The 15,071-nt window shown below is 46.9% G+C and carries 14 protein-coding genes; 13 read left to right on the top strand and 1 reads right to left on the bottom strand.

Translation table 11 applies throughout. The features are described 5' to 3' along the window. The first annotated feature begins 182 nt into the window (after positions 1–182). From C1I38_RS05495 to C1I38_RS05435, 13 genes are all read left to right on the top strand, one after another. Positions 183–407 carry a DUF1659 domain-containing protein gene (locus C1I38_RS05495; protein WP_015044148.1) on the top strand — a complete coding sequence of 75 codons (225 nt, stop codon included), beginning with the start codon at positions 183–185 and terminating at the stop codon, positions 405–407. Between the two features lie 78 nt (positions 408–485). Then, positions 486–734 (top strand): DUF2922 domain-containing protein, encoded by a 249-nt coding sequence (locus C1I38_RS05490; protein ID WP_020493123.1) that lies wholly within the window; start codon positions 486–488, stop codon positions 732–734. Positions 735–949: 215 nt separating this feature from the next. Then, the gene (gene dprA, locus C1I38_RS05485) at positions 950–2,077 is read left to right on the top strand and encodes a DNA-processing protein DprA (protein WP_119774440.1); all 1,128 of its coding nucleotides are present in this window, start codon (positions 950–952) and stop codon (positions 2,075–2,077) included. Positions 2,078–2,275: 198 nt separating this feature from the next. Beyond that, positions 2,276–4,369, top strand: a complete 2,094-nt coding sequence (topA, locus tag C1I38_RS05480; RefSeq protein WP_119774258.1) for a type I DNA topoisomerase — start codon at positions 2,276–2,278, stop codon at positions 4,367–4,369. A gap of 44 nt (positions 4,370–4,413) precedes the next feature. Then, entirely contained in the window at positions 4,414–5,724 is a 1,311-nt protein-coding gene (gene trmFO / locus C1I38_RS05475) for a methylenetetrahydrofolate--tRNA-(uracil(54)-C(5))-methyltransferase (FADH(2)-oxidizing) TrmFO (RefSeq protein WP_119774257.1), read from the top strand. 370 nt (positions 5,725–6,094) lie between these two features. Continuing rightward, positions 6,095–6,919 carry an RNA methyltransferase gene (locus C1I38_RS05470; protein WP_119776939.1) on the top strand — a complete coding sequence of 275 codons (825 nt, stop codon included), beginning with the start codon at positions 6,095–6,097 and terminating at the stop codon, positions 6,917–6,919. A gap of 460 nt (positions 6,920–7,379) precedes the next feature. After that, entirely contained in the window at positions 7,380–8,402 is a 1,023-nt protein-coding gene (gene pheS, locus C1I38_RS05465; protein ID WP_020492883.1) for a phenylalanine--tRNA ligase subunit alpha, read from the top strand. A gap of 71 nt (positions 8,403–8,473) precedes the next feature. Beyond that, positions 8,474–10,885 (top strand): phenylalanine--tRNA ligase subunit beta, encoded by a 2,412-nt coding sequence (gene pheT / locus C1I38_RS05460; protein WP_119776941.1) that lies wholly within the window; start codon positions 8,474–8,476, stop codon positions 10,883–10,885. Between the two features lie 43 nt (positions 10,886–10,928). Next, positions 10,929–11,198, top strand: a complete 270-nt coding sequence (locus tag C1I38_RS05455) for a cell division protein ZapA (RefSeq protein ID WP_119776943.1) — start codon at positions 10,929–10,931, stop codon at positions 11,196–11,198. A gap of 179 nt (positions 11,199–11,377) precedes the next feature. Then, entirely contained in the window at positions 11,378–11,647 is a 270-nt protein-coding gene (locus C1I38_RS05450; protein ID WP_020492886.1) for an ACT domain-containing protein, read from the top strand. Positions 11,648–11,721: 74 nt separating this feature from the next. Continuing rightward, complete coding sequence (locus C1I38_RS05445) at positions 11,722–13,080, top strand: PFL family protein (protein ID WP_119776945.1); 1,359 nt, start codon at positions 11,722–11,724, stop codon at positions 13,078–13,080. A 449-nt stretch (positions 13,081–13,529) separates the two neighbouring features. Beyond that, on the top strand, positions 13,530–14,120 hold the full coding sequence (locus C1I38_RS05440) for a hypothetical protein (protein WP_119776946.1): 591 nt from the start codon (positions 13,530–13,532) through the stop codon (positions 14,118–14,120). Between the two features lie 95 nt (positions 14,121–14,215). Next, positions 14,216–14,848, top strand: coding sequence for an erythromycin esterase family protein (locus tag C1I38_RS05435; protein WP_348980858.1), 633 nt, complete (start codon positions 14,216–14,218; stop codon positions 14,846–14,848). Between the two features lie 6 nt (positions 14,849–14,854). Here the strand turns inward: C1I38_RS05435 and C1I38_RS14000 are convergent, their stop codons facing one another. Next, positions 14,855–15,025: a hypothetical protein gene (locus C1I38_RS14000; RefSeq protein ID WP_158582071.1), complete on the bottom strand. Its 171-nt coding sequence runs from the start codon at positions 15,023–15,025 to the stop codon at positions 14,855–14,857. Positions 15,026–15,071 lie beyond the last annotated feature (46 nt).

Here is a 15,071-nt window from a genome sequence, read left to right as displayed (position 1 = left end):
TTTCACTCGTAGGATATGTGGCCAGGCTTGAAAGTGTGACAAGCTCAGTCGTCAGGCTTTTTATTTTAGGGAAGAAATCTTTTATTTCCCCAGATCTTTAACATTGGACAATCTTTCTCATAGTATATAAGGTCGGGAACGAACAAGCCCTGCTTGTCAACTGTTGAAGGGAGGGATAAACCATGGCAGTGACAGAAATAACGTTGGATTCGATCGTGTCAACAAAATACCAAACCGGGACTTCGCCGGCAGGCGGCCCGGTGACCCAAAAGAAAAGCCTGAATTATGTGAAGCCTACAGCCACAAGTCAAGACATCTATGATGTTGTAGCGGCTCTATCCAGTCTGAGCCAGTATCCACTGCTGAATGTTGTGCTCAGCAAGAACTGGGAGCTTACGAATGAATAAGCAGTGGGAAATCTGCCTGAAAGACTAGCTAGGTAAAGTGTAAATGCCAAGGCGATTGTCAAGGCAAATCTTTAGGGGGTGATTAAAATCGCGATTATTACAAGCAAGGTGTTAAAGCTAACTTTTCTTACTACCGGCGGCAAATCCTTCATTATTTCCGTCCCCCAGCCGAGGGTGAACCTGACGCTGGCTGAGGCCCAGACCGCGATGGAAATGGTTATAGCCAAGAATATTTTTAACAGCCCCAGCGGCGAACTGGCCACGATACGGGATATCCGGGTGATTGACATGACGACCAACGATCTCTATGATCCGCCGGTAGCGTAAGCAATTTGCCCATAGAAAAGGAGGCGCCTTTTGAACTGCACCCAGTTCTTAAGGCGCTGCCTCTTTCTTCGTTCTCTTCATTCCCAAACATCTCAGATAAAACATGAGCGGCCAGCTTACCCTCGTTGATATCCTGGATGGACAAAATGATACAAAATAAATGCTTCAGGCAGGAAAAATATGGAATGCGTAGAATCGCTGTTGTTGGAGGGATCATGATGAAAATAATTCAGGAAAAAGTCTTTAGAGCAAGTATTTTGACCATTCCGGGGATCGGTAGTCAAAGGCTGCGTCAGCTGATAGCCTATTTTGGGGGTGCTGCTGAAGCTCTGGAAGCGCCTGCCGGTGCTTTTTCCGAGTTAGCCCATCTCGTTTGGGTGAAAGAATTTCTGCAACACAGGGTCGAACTTAATCCTGAAAGGCTTCAGGAAAGACTTCAGAGGGAAGGTATATCCTTGGTCATGCCGGGAGAGTTCGTGTATCCGTATTTACTCGCTGAGTGCGCGGATGCGCCTCCCGTGCTGTTTTACAAAGGTGTGCTTCAGGAGCAGAAGGAGGGAATAGCGGTGGTTGGTGCGAGAAAGGCTTCACCCTATGGTAAAGCAGCGGCCTCTTTTTTAGCCGGCGGGATTGCCAGAGAAGGTTATGCCGTAGTCAGCGGCCTAGCCCGAGGCATAGATACGGCAGCGCATCAAGGGGCGCTTGAAGCCGGTGGGATTACTTGGGCCTTTATGGCCGGAGGGTTGGATACAATCTATCCGTACGAAAATAAGGAGCTCGCAAATTCCATCATCGAAAAAGGTGCGCTGCTAAGTGAGTATCCACCGGGTATCCCGCCCGAGCCAGGACAGTTCCCGGCCAGGAACAGGCTGATCAGCGGTTCGTCCCGCGGAGTTATTGTAGTCGAAGCAGCCGAAAAAAGCGGCGCACTGATTACAGCTGACTATGCCCTGGAACAGGGACGGGAGGTGTACGCTGTTCCAGGTCCAATCTTCAGCGAGCTAAGCCGGGGAACACATCAGCTGCTGCGGATGGGTGCAAAAGTAACGGAGGACATGAGGGATGTACTGAGCGAACTGGCTCCGTTCACACCCGAAAGCAGGCTAGCAGAAGTTCCGGCATGTCTGGAAGGAATGACTCGGGTAAGGTCTAAGGGAATGATGCAAACAGAATCGAAATGGGCTGAAATCCTGGGGTGTTTGAGCGATGTCCCGCTGCATATTGACCGGTTGGCTGCCTTATGCCCGCTTCCGGCTCAGGGCATTGCACTGGGACTGCTGGAGCTTCAGCTTGCCGGAGAGGTTTTGCAGCTGCCAGGCCAACATTATGTCCTTCAGCGTTAAAAACGTTATTCATATTTACAATATTTCGTTTTACCATTGTGGTTTTGAAAATAAATGGTATAATTTGTGTTGCTATTTTTTTTATGCATTAAATCTGAATGATGCATAGGATTAAGGAACATTATTTAATAATATTAATCAAATTTTAATCAATATAGATACAATAGAATTACATTGAGAGAAATCATGAGGTGAAGCATGTCGAAAACTTTGGTCATCGTTGAATCCCCGGCCAAGGCAAAATCTATCAGCAAATTTTTGTCCAAAAATTATCTGGTTAAAGCTTCCATGGGACATCTGCGAGATTTGCCAAAGAGCCAGATCGGGGTTGATATCGATCATAATTTTGAGCCAAAATACATTGCGATCAGAGGACGCGGCGATTTGGTCAAAGACCTTAAAGCTGCAGCTAAAACTGCCGACCGTGTCTTGCTGGCGTCCGACCCCGACAGGGAAGGTGAAGCGATTGCCTGGCACTTGACGCACTTGCTCGGTCTGAATCCCGAAGAGCTGAGCAGGATCGAATTTCATGAAATAACGAAACCAACGATTCAAAATGCCGTTAAAAAACCTCGCAAACTGGATATGCATCTCGTAGATGCCCAGCAGGCGCGCAGGGTTTTGGACAGACTGGTGGGCTACAAATTGAGCCCGCTTTTGTGGCGGAAAGTTAAAAAAGGTTTAAGTGCCGGACGTGTTCAATCTGTTGCGGTCAGAATGATCTGTGACAGAGAAGAAGAAATCCGCAACTTTGAACCGGAAGAGTACTGGACCCTGGATGCGGAATTTTTGTGCCAGGGAGGCAGTTTTGCCGCCAAACTGCTTCATAAGCAAGGCAAAAAGCTGACGATCTCGGGCCGCGAGCAGATGGATGAAGTATTGCGGGAACTCCGGGCAGCCGCATTCACAGTCGGAGAGGTAAAAACGAAGGAAAAACGAAAACAGCCGGCGCCTCCTTTTACGACCAGCAGTCTCCAGCAGGAAGCCTACCGCAAATTAAACTATACACCCAAAAAGACGATGATGCTGGCCCAGCAGCTCTATGAAGGACTTGATCTCGGGAAGGCCGGTACGGTCGGATTAATTTCGTATATGCGTACGGACTCTGTCCGGATTGCCGACACTGCCCAGGAAGAGGCCAAAGGTTTTATCATCGAGACTTACGGCGAAACCTATTATCCCGAAGAGCCGAGGAAATTTGCCAGCAAAGGCCGGACCCAGGAAGCGCATGAGGCAATCAGGCCAACATCCGCTCTCAGGACGCCTGAATCCGTCAAAGGCTTTCTCGGACGAGAGCAGTTCAAGCTTTACCGGCTGATATGGGACCGTTTTGTTGCCAGTCAGATGAGTGCGGCGGTTTATGATACGATTACCGTAGACGTTCTGGCCGGTGATTACCTTTTAAGAGCCAATGCTTCAGCAGTGAAGTTTCCGGGATATCTTACCGTCTATGAAGAAAGCACCGATGAACCGGAAAAACTGGATAATGAGGAAAACTGCCTGAAAGGAGATCTCTCGATCGGGCAGAAGCTGCAGTTAAGGCAGCTTCAGGAGAAGCAGCATTTCACCGAGCCCCCGGCGCGTTATACTGAGGCAACCTTGGTCCGGAAAATGGAGGAAGAGGGGATTGGGCGTCCGAGTACGTATGCACCGACGATTGAAACGATTCAAACGAGGGGCTATGTAGCAAAGGAAGAGAAGAAACTTGTTCCAACCGAACTTGGTGAAATTGTGATCAACTTGCTGAAAGAGCATTTTCCGGATATTGTCGACCAGGAGTTTACAGCCAACATGGAGGAAAAGCTTGACGATATCGAAGACGGAAAATCGGATTGGAAGAAGATTGTCGGAGAATTTTACGGCCCGTTTGCCGATACACTTGAGAAAGCTGAGCAGAAGATCGGCAAAATCAAAGTTGAGGATGAAGTTTCAGATGAAGTCTGTGAACTTTGCGGCAGGAATATGGTCATCAAGATGGGACGGTTCGGAAAGTTTTTGGCTTGCCCGGGTTTTCCTGACTGCCGGAATGCGCGACCCTTACTCGAGGAAATCGGCGTGAACTGCCCGAAATGCGGAGAAAAACTTGTCGTCAGGAGATCGAAAAAAGGACGTAAGTTTTACGGCTGCAGCAAATACCCGGACTGCGATTTTATTTCATGGGAGAAACCGGCACCTCACCCTTGTCCGGAGTGCGGCGGGGTAATGACCGAGAAAAGTACCAGAAAAAACAAAAAATATGCCTGCATCAATCATGACTGCAGGTTTACCGAAGAAATCAAGGAAACAGAATAAAAATGAGAATCTAAGAACGATACTACACGACTAGGATGGGTACTATGGCAAAAGCGACAATCATTGGCGCGGGCCTTGCGGGGCCCGAAGCTGCCTGGCAGATGGCCCAGCGCGGGATTGACGTCGATCTTTATGAAATGCGTCCGCTGAAAAACACACCTGTTCATCAAACGGAACGATTTGCCGAGCTGGTTTGCAGCAATTCGCTGAGGGCTGCCGGCCTTGAAAATGCGGTCGGGCTGCTCAAGGAAGAAATGAGGCGTCTGAATTCGCTGATCATGGCGGCAGCAGACCAGACTTCTGTACCGGCCGGAGGGGCTTTGGCTGTTGACAGGAATCTTTTTGCGCAAATGGTTACCGATAAGATCTCCGGTCATCCGAATATTAATATCATCCGCGAGGAAGTGAAAACGATTCCGGCGGACGAAAAAGTGATCATTGCCACAGGGCCGCTGACAACGGATGAACTTGCTGCGGATATTCTGCGGCTGACCGGGAAAGAGGCGTTGTCTTTCTTTGATGCGGCGGCGCCGATTGTCGATCTTGAGACCGTCGATCTATCCAAAGCTTTTTGGGCATCCCGCTACGACAAAGGTGAGGCAGACTATCTGAATTGCCCACTCAGCAAAGAAGAATATGAAACTTTTTATGAGGCCCTGATTCAGGCTGAAGCTGCCGAGGTTCAAGGTTTTGAAAAAAATCTGGTGTTTGAAGGCTGTATGCCAATCGAGGTCATGGCCCAGCGCGGGCTTATGACGATGGCCTTCGGGCCGTTAAAACCTGTCGGGATTATGAACCCGCATACCGGTAAAAAACCGTTTGCTGTGGTTCAGCTGCGGAAAGAAAATATCCAGGGAAGCCTTTTGAATTTGGTTGGCTTCCAGACACATTTAAAGTGGAGCGAACAAAAACGCGTGTTCAGGCTGATACCAGGCTTAGAACACGCGGAATTCGTACGTTACGGCGTCATGCACAGGAATTCGTTTCTGAATGCACCTGAAGTCCTAAATGCCGATTTTAGCTGCCGGGTGAAGCCGGATCTGTTTTTTGCCGGTCAGATTACAGGTGTGGAAGGCTATGTCGAATCAGCAGCCAGCGGTTTTTTGGCCGGATTGAATATGGCACGTCTGCTGAACGGACAGGATACGCTTGTCTTCCCGCCTGAAACAGCGCTTGGCGGACTCGCCCGCCATTTAGAAGGTTCGCCCAGTGTTCATTTTCAGCCGATGAATATGAACTTTGGTTTAATCTCTCCTCTAGGAGAACGAATCAAAGGAAAACGCGAAAAAAATACAAGGTTATCAGCAAGGGCCCTGCGCGAACTGGAAAGATTCATCGAAGAAAAACAACTCTAGTACATTGATCTTTTAATAATTTGACAAATATATTTATTTGGGTCTGGTCTGCGCGCCACATTCTGCTCTCGGCAGATAGCGCCCTCCATGGCGAGTCGCTCTTTGCCATCCATGGCATCGCGACATTAGGCCATCCGTGGCCGTCAAACTGCCGCGCTCCGCATCCATGCTCCGCTCACGCTGGAACTGTGGCACGCAGACCTAATATGGGGTAATCAGGCTCAGGCTTGAAAGAAATTATTTGAGTAATGAATTTAAGAATGTTGTATTCGTGTCAAGTACGTCAGGATAAAAAAGTGTTCGACTGGCCTAATGCCGCGACGCCATGAAAGGAAGGAGCGGCGATTTCAGGTAATCCGGGAGGATCATCATGATCGTTTCTTTGCAGAATGAACAAGTCAAGCATGTGGTATCCCTGCATGATAAAAAAGGCCGTAAAGAATATAGGGAATTCCTTGTAGAAGGCAAACGTTTTGTACAGGAAGCCATTCTCAGGCAAGCGCAGCTTAAGAAGGTTTATTATACGGCCCAGGACGCGGCGATGGAACCATCAGATCCGCCGCATCCTTTAAGTATTTCCGGACTCGTGACGGAGATACGTACGCTGGGAATAGAAGCGGAAGAGGTGTCTGAAGCGGTCATGCGCAAAATGAGCGCTACAGAAGAGCCACAGGGCATCCTTGGAATCATCCGGAGAACTGAGTTTGACTGGCAGGATATCTTGATTGAGAAAGATACCATTCTTCTTGTCGTCGACGGAATCCAGGATCCGGGTAATTTGGGTACGATTTTAAGAACCGCCCTGGCCGCAGATGTCAAGCAAATCATTTTGACCAAAAAAACCGTGGATCTTTATAATCCCAAAGTTCTGCGCAGCAGTATGGGCTCCGTTTTTTCCGAAGTGATCCTAACGGATAAAACACCTGAAGACATAGCAATTTATTGCAAAGAAAAAGAGTGCTCGATGGTCGTATCCACCATGGGTGGCACTTCCATATTTAAGACGAACATTCGTGAAGACTATCCTTTGGCATTAATTATGGGGAATGAAGCAACAGGACCGTCAGCTTTTTTTATGGAAAAGGCCGCTAAGCATTATTCTATTCCAATGTTTAACAACGTTGAATCGCTGAATGCATCGATGGCTGCCGGAATATTCCTTTATGAAATGCGAAGACAGGGACAATTCTTGTAAACCATGATTGAAAATGATATAATTCTGATCAGGCAAAGAAAACAATAACTTTGCTTTCCGGACCTAAGCCGAGGAAAGGTGGGCTCAAAATGTCAGCGCCTGATTATTTTTGGAAAGCCTTCGAGGCAACCGGTTCTCCCCAATTATATCTTTTGTACAAGAACAACGACAAATTGACAAGTGACAATGAACGGAACAAAAGGCAGGCAGGCCTCTAAAGGGAGGGCCGACCCAGACTGAAAGTCGGCCAGGCAGGCAGCTACCTCAACATGGGAGTCTTGAGGTTGAAGTTCATTCCGGGAGTTAACCGGTTGGCAGCCGTTACCAGCTTATTAAGTGTGAACTGTGATTTGACGCATGGTCAAAAAAGGGTGGTACCACGGGAAACCTAACTCTCGTCCCTAGAGGACGAGAGTTTATTGTTTTTTTACATCAATTCATTGCTGAAAGGGTGACCACAATGCGAGAAGAAATAAAGAAGATTAAGGAAGATACACTGGAGCAACTGACGAAGCTGACTTCGTCGGAAGAGCTTCAGGAGCTAAAAGTTCGGGTGATGGGCAAAAAGGGATCACTCACATCCTTGCTGAAGCAGATGGGTCAGCTCAGCGCGGAAGAGCGTCCCCAAATGGGGCAGATCGTCAATGAACTACGCAGCCAGCTCGAAGATGCCTGGGACAAAAAATGGAAGGAATTCGAAAAGAACGCTTTGGAAAGCAGACTTAGGGAAGAACGGATCGATATCAGTCTGCCGGGGTATTCTCTGCCTCAAGGGCACCAGCATCCTCTAAGCAAAGTGATCGAGGAAATTGAAGATATTTTTATGGGTATGGGTTTTACGATCGCTGAGGGACCTGAGATAGAAACGGATTACTATAACTTTGAAGCCCTGAACCTGCCGAAAGACCATCCGGCCAGGGATATGCAGGATACGTTTTTTATCACCGAGGATATTCTGCTTCGGACGCAGACCTCGCCGGTCCAGATCAGAACCATGGAAAAACTAAGACCCCAGCTTCCGGTCAAGATCATTGCTCCCGGCAAAGTTTTCCGCAACGATGATGATGCAACCCACTCACCGATGTTCCATCAAGTAGAGGGGCTGCTGGTTGATAAGGGAGTCAGAATGTCTGATCTTAAAGGACTGCTTCTGTACTTCTCCAGACAAATGTTCGGCGAATCCCGCGAAATCCGCTTGAGGCCAAGCTTCTTCCCGTTCACGGAGCCCAGTGCTGAAGTCGATGTATCCTGCATGCTTTGCGGGGGTGCAGGCTGCAGGCTGTGCAAAGGGACCGGCTGGATTGAAATCCTGGGGGCCGGGATGGTCCATCCGCATGTGTTGGAGATGGGTGGATATAATCCTAAAGAAGTAACAGGCTTTGCTTTCGGCATGGGAGTAGAACGGATTGCCATGCTGAAATACGGGATAGAAGATATGCGGCTGCTTTTTGATAATGATATCCGCTTCCTGGAGCAGTTCTAGGACATTGATCTTTAAATAATTTGACAAATATAATCAGTTAATAACATGTTGATGTACTGGAGGATGCTCTGATGAGAGTAAGTATGGAATGGCTAAAACAATATCTGGATATAGACTTAAGCCCTGAGGAGCTGGCAGAGGTGCTGACAAGAGGCGGGATCGAAGTCGGAGGAGTAGAATCGTTAAATAAAGGTTTTACGGAAGTCTATATCGGTGAAATTCTGGATATCCAGGCTCATCCCGATGCCCAAAAACTGCAGGTATGCCGTTTGAATACCGGCAGGGAAGAACTGACCATTGTTACGGGTGCCTCGAATGTCCTTGTAGGGGATAAAGTGCCGGTAGCTGTTCCGGGAGCGGTGCTTCCGGGAGGTAAAGAGATTCAGCCGGTAGAGATGAGAGGCGTAAAATCATATGGAATGCTTTGTTCCGACAAGGAACTTGAGATTGAAGCTGTCGGTCAGGAACGCAGCAAAGGCGGGATCCTGATCCTGTCTCCTGACGCGCCGGTCGGTGAAAGCCTGGAAACCTATCTTGGTCTGCAGGACAGCGTCCTGGAACTGGAACTTTACCCTAACCGGCCGGATTGTCTGGCGATGGTCAATGTTGCGAGAGAGGCCGGAACTTTGCTCGGGAGAAAGCCTGTTTTGCCGGAATGGGCCCGGGAGGAAATGCCTTCCTGGCCGGAAGATGTCAGGCAGAAGGTTGAAATTGAAGACCCGGAGCTTTCCTGGCGTTATTCGGCCCTGTTGGTGGATGATGTCGTCATTCAACCCTCGCCGCTTTGGATGCAGAACCGGCTTCGGGCTGCCGGAGTCCGGCCGATCAATAATATTGTCGATATTACCAATTACTGCATGCTGGAAATGGGACAGCCGCTTCATGCGTTCGACCGCGATAAACTTCAGGGTACGGTCAGGGTCCGCAAAGCTAAACAAGGTGAAACCATGGTCAGCCTGGACGGCATCGAAAGAAAACTGGAGCCGGATATGCTGGTGATCGCCGATGATAACGGGCCGCAGGCCATTGCCGGGGTCATGGGCGGCCTGGAAAGTGAAGTGACCGGCAAGACCTGCAGGATCCTGTTTGAATCAGCACATTTCCTCGGTTCGAGTGTCCGGCGCACCAGCAGAAAGCTGGGTCTCCGTTCGGAATCTTCCAGCCGTTTTGAAAAAGGGGTTAATCCTTACTGGACAGTCCCTACCCTGGGCAGAGTGGCAGAATTGCTGCTGGAGCTCGAGGCAGGCGTACCGATGTCCTTTACGGAAAAAGTCTGCGCGCTTCCGCCCAAGGTCCAGATTGAAATAGCGGTTTCCGCGGTCAACCAGGTTCTGGGTGTGGAATATACGGATCAGGAAATTGAAAAGGTGTTTGAAGTCCTCGACTTTGAATATCTGAAATTGCCTGACTGCCGGTACAGTGTTGACATTCCTTCCTACAGGCAGGATCTTAAAATTGAAGTGGATCTGATTGAGGAGATTGCCCGGATCATAGGCTATGATAAGATTCCTACCACCCTGCCGCAGGGCAGCCAGACGCAGGGGCGCAGAACACCTGAACAGGCTTTCCGGCGCAAGCTACGCAAGATCCTGATCAAAGCCGGGATGAACGAGGTTGTATCCTACTCTTTCAGCAATAAAGAAATGGATGATCAATGGGGGTCAGAAGGCCGGAATATCCCGCTCTTAAATCCATTAAGGGAAGAATTAGGAACGATGAGGACGTCACTCTTGCCCGGGCTATTGGAGATTGCGTCCAGAAATACGGCCAGACGCAACACCGATCTGCTGTTGTTTGAAATCGGCAATGTCTATTTGCCAAAAGAGCTGCCGTTAAAGCAGCAGCCTGATGAGGTATCGCGGATTGCCGGCTTGGCACAGGGAGAAAGCAAGCGCCATTGGCTGAATTCGCAGGTGAAATTTGACTTCTTCTATGTTAAAGGGATCCTGACACAAATCGCGGAAGAATGCGGAATGGAATTTGAATATCGGAGAATTGAGGAAGGCAAGTACAGCAGTCTGCTTCATCCGGGAAGGTCTGCAAGTATTTACTGCAAGGGGGAATCCCTCGGTATTCTCGGGGAAATCTATCCGCAGCTCGATCAGAAATGGGACCTACAGCGCCCGGTGCTGTTTGAGCTTGATTTTGGAGTGCTGTTCAAGAATGCCAATCTCACGGTTGTTGCCAAATCGTACCCGCGTTATCCGGCCATTCAGCGTGATTTGGCCGTTGTCGTTCCGGAAGAGGTATCCGCAGAAGATATTAAGAAAAAGGTAATAGCTTTAGGCGGGGAATTTCTGAAAGAAGTCGATCTGTTCGATGTGTATCAGGGACAGCCCGTTCCGGCGGGACATAAAAGCCTTGCCTTTACAATGCGTTACCAGTCTGCAGAACGAACCTTGAAAGATGAAGAAGTGAACGCCTTTAATTCCGACATCCTTTCGGGAATACAGCAGGAATTTGGGGCAAAATGGCGAAAATAAACAATCATGATGCAAGTTAACAAGGTACTAGACAGGAGAGCGGGTGAAGACAGTGAATCCGGAAGAACAAAAAGTATCGGTTCTAATATTCGGAGAACTTCATGTTATTCGCGGCAAGGGATCTGAACAATATATTAAAAAACTCGCCCATGATGTCGATAAAAGAATGGAAGAAATTGCGTTGAAATTCCCGAGGTTACCGGCACATCAGGTAGCTATCCTGGCAGCGCTTAATTTTGCAGATGAATTGGCAAAAATAAAAGAAGAACAGATGACGCTTCTTAACATGTTAGGAGAAAGCGGCGGGGAATAATTCTTTTTACATCTGAAGGTGATTAAGAAACGGTGATTAAGAAATGGTCGGTCCCGCTTATTATTCGGCCATTTCTTTATTATTTATTGAAGGCGCCCGGTCTTTGAGAAGGACTGCGCTATTTTGCTTTTGGTTATCAGGAAATGATAGAATAAAATGAAACAAACGGAGGTGTTACAATGAAAGGAATTGTCACTGTAATAGGGAAAGATAAAGTCGGAATCATCTATGGCGTTACCAAGATCTTGATGGAGAGAAATGTGAATGTAGAGGATATCAGTCAGACCATCATGCAGGATTATTTCACGATGATGATGCTGGTCAATCTCTCCAACATAAAATGCGATTTCAGTGTTTTGAAGGAAGAACTTGATGCCTTCGGCAAAGAGATCGGATTGTCGGTGAAGATTCAAAGAGAAGAGATCTTTGACTACATGCACAACATTTAACATATTTAACTTACAGTTAACAAGGGTTAACAAGTTGCCAGCCAGAATCAGGGGAAGTCTTTTGGAGGTAAATAATGAATCTCTATAAAAATATTTTTGAAACCACCCGCATGATCGAGAAAGAAAAATTGGATATCCGGACCATCACGATGGGAATCTCTTTACTCGATTGCATTGATTCCTCAGGAGAAAAGGCCCGCCAAAGAATTTATGATAAAATTACCAGGTTGGCACAAAATCTTGTCAAAGTGGGCAATGAAATCGAAACTGAATATGGCATTCCCATTATCAATAAACGAATTTCCGTTACGCCAATGGCAATCATTGCTTCCGGGAGTGAAGACGAAAGCTATGTCGAGTTTGCGAGAACGCTGGACAAAGCAGCCCGGGAGGTCGGCGTTAACTTTATCGGAGGCTTCTCTGCGCTGGTGCAGAAAGGCTTTACGAAAGGCGACAGAATTTTAATCGAATCAATTCCTGAGGCTCTGAATGAAACGGAACGGGTGTGTTCATCTGTGAATGTGGCCAATTCCAAAGCCGGTATCAACATGGATGCAGTCAAGATGATGGGAAGAGTCATTAAAGATACGGCTTATTTGACCAGGGACAGAGATTCGCTGGGTTGTGCCAAGCTGGTGGTATTTGCGAATGCGGTTGATGACAATCCGTTTATGGCAGGTGCCTTCCACGGGGTTGGCGAACCTGAAGTCGTTGTCAATGTCGGCGTCAGCGGTCCCGGCGTCGTTAAATGTGCGATGGAAAAAGTCAAGGGAGAACCATTGCATGCAGTAGCTGAGAATATCAAGAAGACTGCCTTTAAAATTACCCGGGCCGGCCAGCTCGTCGGCAATGAAGTATCCAAAAGACTGGGTGTACCGTTTGGTATTTTGGATCTTTCCCTAGCCCCAACACCGGAAATCGGAGACAGTGTGGCCAGGATTCTGGAAGAAATGGGCCTAGAGGCCTGCGGGGCCCATGGCACGACGGCAGCGCTGGCCATGTTGAATGACGCTGTCAAAAAAGGCGGCATCATGGCCTCCTCCTCCGTAGGGGGACTAAGCGGGGCGTTTATCCCGGTCAGCGAAGATGAAGGAATGATCAATGCGGCCAAATGCGGCGCACTGACCTTTGACAAGCTCGAAGCGATGACCAGTGTCTGCTCCGTGGGACTCGATATGATTGCGATACCCGGAGATACGAAGGAATCGACGATCTCGGCCATGATCGCAGACGAAGCCGCTATCGGCGTCATCAATAACAAAACCACCGCAGTTCGCGTGATTCCGGTATATGGCAAAGGGGTCGGCGATACTGCCGAGTTCGGCGGTTTGCTGGGCTATGCACCGATCATGGCGGTCAATCCATACAGCGCGGAAGAGTTCATTAACCGGGGCGGCAGAATCCCGGCACCGATCCACAGTTTCAGGAATTAACTGTTTTTAAATTTCTTGCGCTTCAATATAAGCAGCCTCTTCCAGCAAAGGGCTGCTTTGTTATTTTTAGAATTAATTTCCACATATTTTAATTTTTTAGAAGGATAGCAGTGAAATTTCACGAATATCAAATTAAAAAGTAACTGTTACCAAATTAAGTGCATTTCTGACGAACCAGATCAGTTTATCGAAGGAAGACTTGATGAAAGAAGTTTATAAGGCTGTTTGGATTTGTTGGGGGGCTGAAATGGAAGAACTAATTTCAAAGTATTTCCGAACCTAGTTCGGGAATACCGTAGTTCTACGACATATCGTGCAAAGACCGCGCCGTCCTGGTGCGGCAGAACAATTTAAGAAAATTTTTCGAGGAAATAGTAAATTATAATTAGAGAAGAGTAAATTACTTTAAAATATAAGAAGCAAATTTATTTTAGAGGATTGAACTGTAAATGAGTATTATAAATCGCTTATTACAACTGCGAAATAAACCAAGTCAAAAGCAAATTTTGGAACTTTTATCATGGTCAAAGCAGAATGCCAATATCATTGAACCATTAGACAGTATTAATTATGATATAAATAAACTCAATAAGCTTGATAAACTGTTAGAAAATAAAAGGGTGGTATATTTAGGGGAGGAAGATCACTGGATTCATGAAAAAACTGTTTATCGAATAATTATGCTCCGTTATCTAATTTCCCGAGGATGGAATTATATAGGGGAAGAAATCGGCTGGTCTGATGGCATTCGGATTGGTAAGTATATAGATAATGGACAAGAATCATATCTTGAAAAAATTGCAACTTACGGATATACGGGAGCACTTAGGACGGACCGTGAAGATAAGCCCCAAGGCATACTCAAAAGTTCTAGCGACAATTACCCTTTAGCAGAGTTTAAAAGTGAGCAATTATTCCTAACGAAAACATTAAAAGAAATTAACTTTAAAAAGAAAAAGATTCGGATAGAATCCACTTTTTTGGCTTTGATATTGACGCAGTTGCAGGCGGTGGATATGAAGATGCAGAAATACTGTTAAGCCCTTATAAACATAAAACAGCTGTGGTGAAAATATTAGAAATGCTTAACCGGATACCGGGTGAAACAATTAATGATGAGATAAGCCGTTTGAAGATGGTATTAGCTACAATAAAAGAACTAGAATTAAATTTAAAAAAATTTCTAGACGAAAAACAATATAACCTGCTTTATGAACATGTTTTAACTTTGCTTGACAGCTTTAAATTTAATCTTATCGCAAACTCGGCAGATACTTATAAACAACTTAATTTAGCAATGGCAGCACGTGAAAAAGCAATACATCGCCATGTAAAATTTGTTTTATCCATGATGAAACCCAGTGACAAACTTGTATTAATGGGGCACAACAGACATCTTTCCAAAGACATTTCTGCCATAAAAAATGGAGGGGCAGCACCTCCGGGTGGCGGGCATGTTCCGTCTGTCGGCACCTATATTAACCAATTGCTGCCGGGCCAGGTCTTTTCCATATGGCAATTGTTTAATCAAGGAAGTAGTTCACAGCCATATGTTAATCTGAATAGCAAGTATGTGAGCAGGCCTGACACTTTGAATGCTATTCTGGCGAAAATAGGGTCAAATTTTCTTATACCTACGGCAGGGCCGCGTTTGTTTGAAAAAAGTTTAGATATAGTTGGTATATATAACGCTGAATATAGAACAGCAATAACCAAGCAAGCAGATGCTATTTTTTTCATAGATGAGGTAAGCCCTCTTAGAAAATAATAATACTCATATTTTTTTGTCTAACTGTTTATAAACATTTAAGGCAGCGCGGTCCGTGTCGCTGCTGAGTCTGGGGGCACGATACGTCGTAGAACAGCCGGTTCCCGCCACTTGGAAGATGATGTATGTATAAGGGCGCGGCGGGAATGGCGGGACGTTATACGAAACCGTACGCATGGCCGCGCCTCCATGCGCGGATTATTCTGGAGGATAGCTTCTTTGT

This window comes from Dehalobacter sp. 12DCB1 (assembly GCF_004343605.1).
Classification (GTDB): Bacteria; Bacillota; Desulfitobacteriia; order Desulfitobacteriales; family Syntrophobotulaceae; genus Dehalobacter.
This window is presented reverse-complemented; position numbering and strand designations above follow the sequence as displayed.

What these genes read in the sequence shown, in the direction of transcription:
- C1I38_RS05495 (WP_015044148.1), top strand. Translation starts at nt 183, where the DNA reads ATGGCAGTGACAGAAATAACGTTGGATTCGATCGTGTCAACAAAATAC.
- dprA (WP_119774440.1), top strand. Translation starts at nt 950, where the DNA reads ATGATGAAAATAATTCAGGAAAAAGTCTTTAGAGCAAGTATTTTGACC.
- topA (WP_119774258.1), top strand. Translation starts at nt 2,276, where the DNA reads ATGTCGAAAACTTTGGTCATCGTTGAATCCCCGGCCAAGGCAAAATCT.
- trmFO (WP_119774257.1), top strand. Translation starts at nt 4,414, where the DNA reads ATGGCAAAAGCGACAATCATTGGCGCGGGCCTTGCGGGGCCCGAAGCT.
- C1I38_RS05470 (WP_119776939.1), top strand. Translation starts at nt 6,095, where the DNA reads ATGATCGTTTCTTTGCAGAATGAACAAGTCAAGCATGTGGTATCCCTG.
- pheS (WP_020492883.1), top strand. Translation starts at nt 7,380, where the DNA reads ATGCGAGAAGAAATAAAGAAGATTAAGGAAGATACACTGGAGCAACTG.
- pheT (WP_119776941.1), top strand. Translation starts at nt 8,474, where the DNA reads ATGAGAGTAAGTATGGAATGGCTAAAACAATATCTGGATATAGACTTA.
- C1I38_RS05450 (WP_020492886.1), top strand. Translation starts at nt 11,378, where the DNA reads ATGAAAGGAATTGTCACTGTAATAGGGAAAGATAAAGTCGGAATCATC.
- C1I38_RS05445 (WP_119776945.1), top strand. Translation starts at nt 11,722, where the DNA reads ATGAATCTCTATAAAAATATTTTTGAAACCACCCGCATGATCGAGAAA.
- C1I38_RS05440 (WP_119776946.1), top strand. Translation starts at nt 13,530, where the DNA reads ATGAGTATTATAAATCGCTTATTACAACTGCGAAATAAACCAAGTCAA.
- C1I38_RS05435 (WP_348980858.1), top strand. Translation starts at nt 14,216, where the DNA reads ATGGTATTAGCTACAATAAAAGAACTAGAATTAAATTTAAAAAAATTT.
- C1I38_RS14000 (WP_158582071.1), bottom strand. Translation starts at nt 15,025, where the DNA reads ATGCGTACGGTTTCGTATAACGTCCCGCCATTCCCGCCGCGCCCTTAT.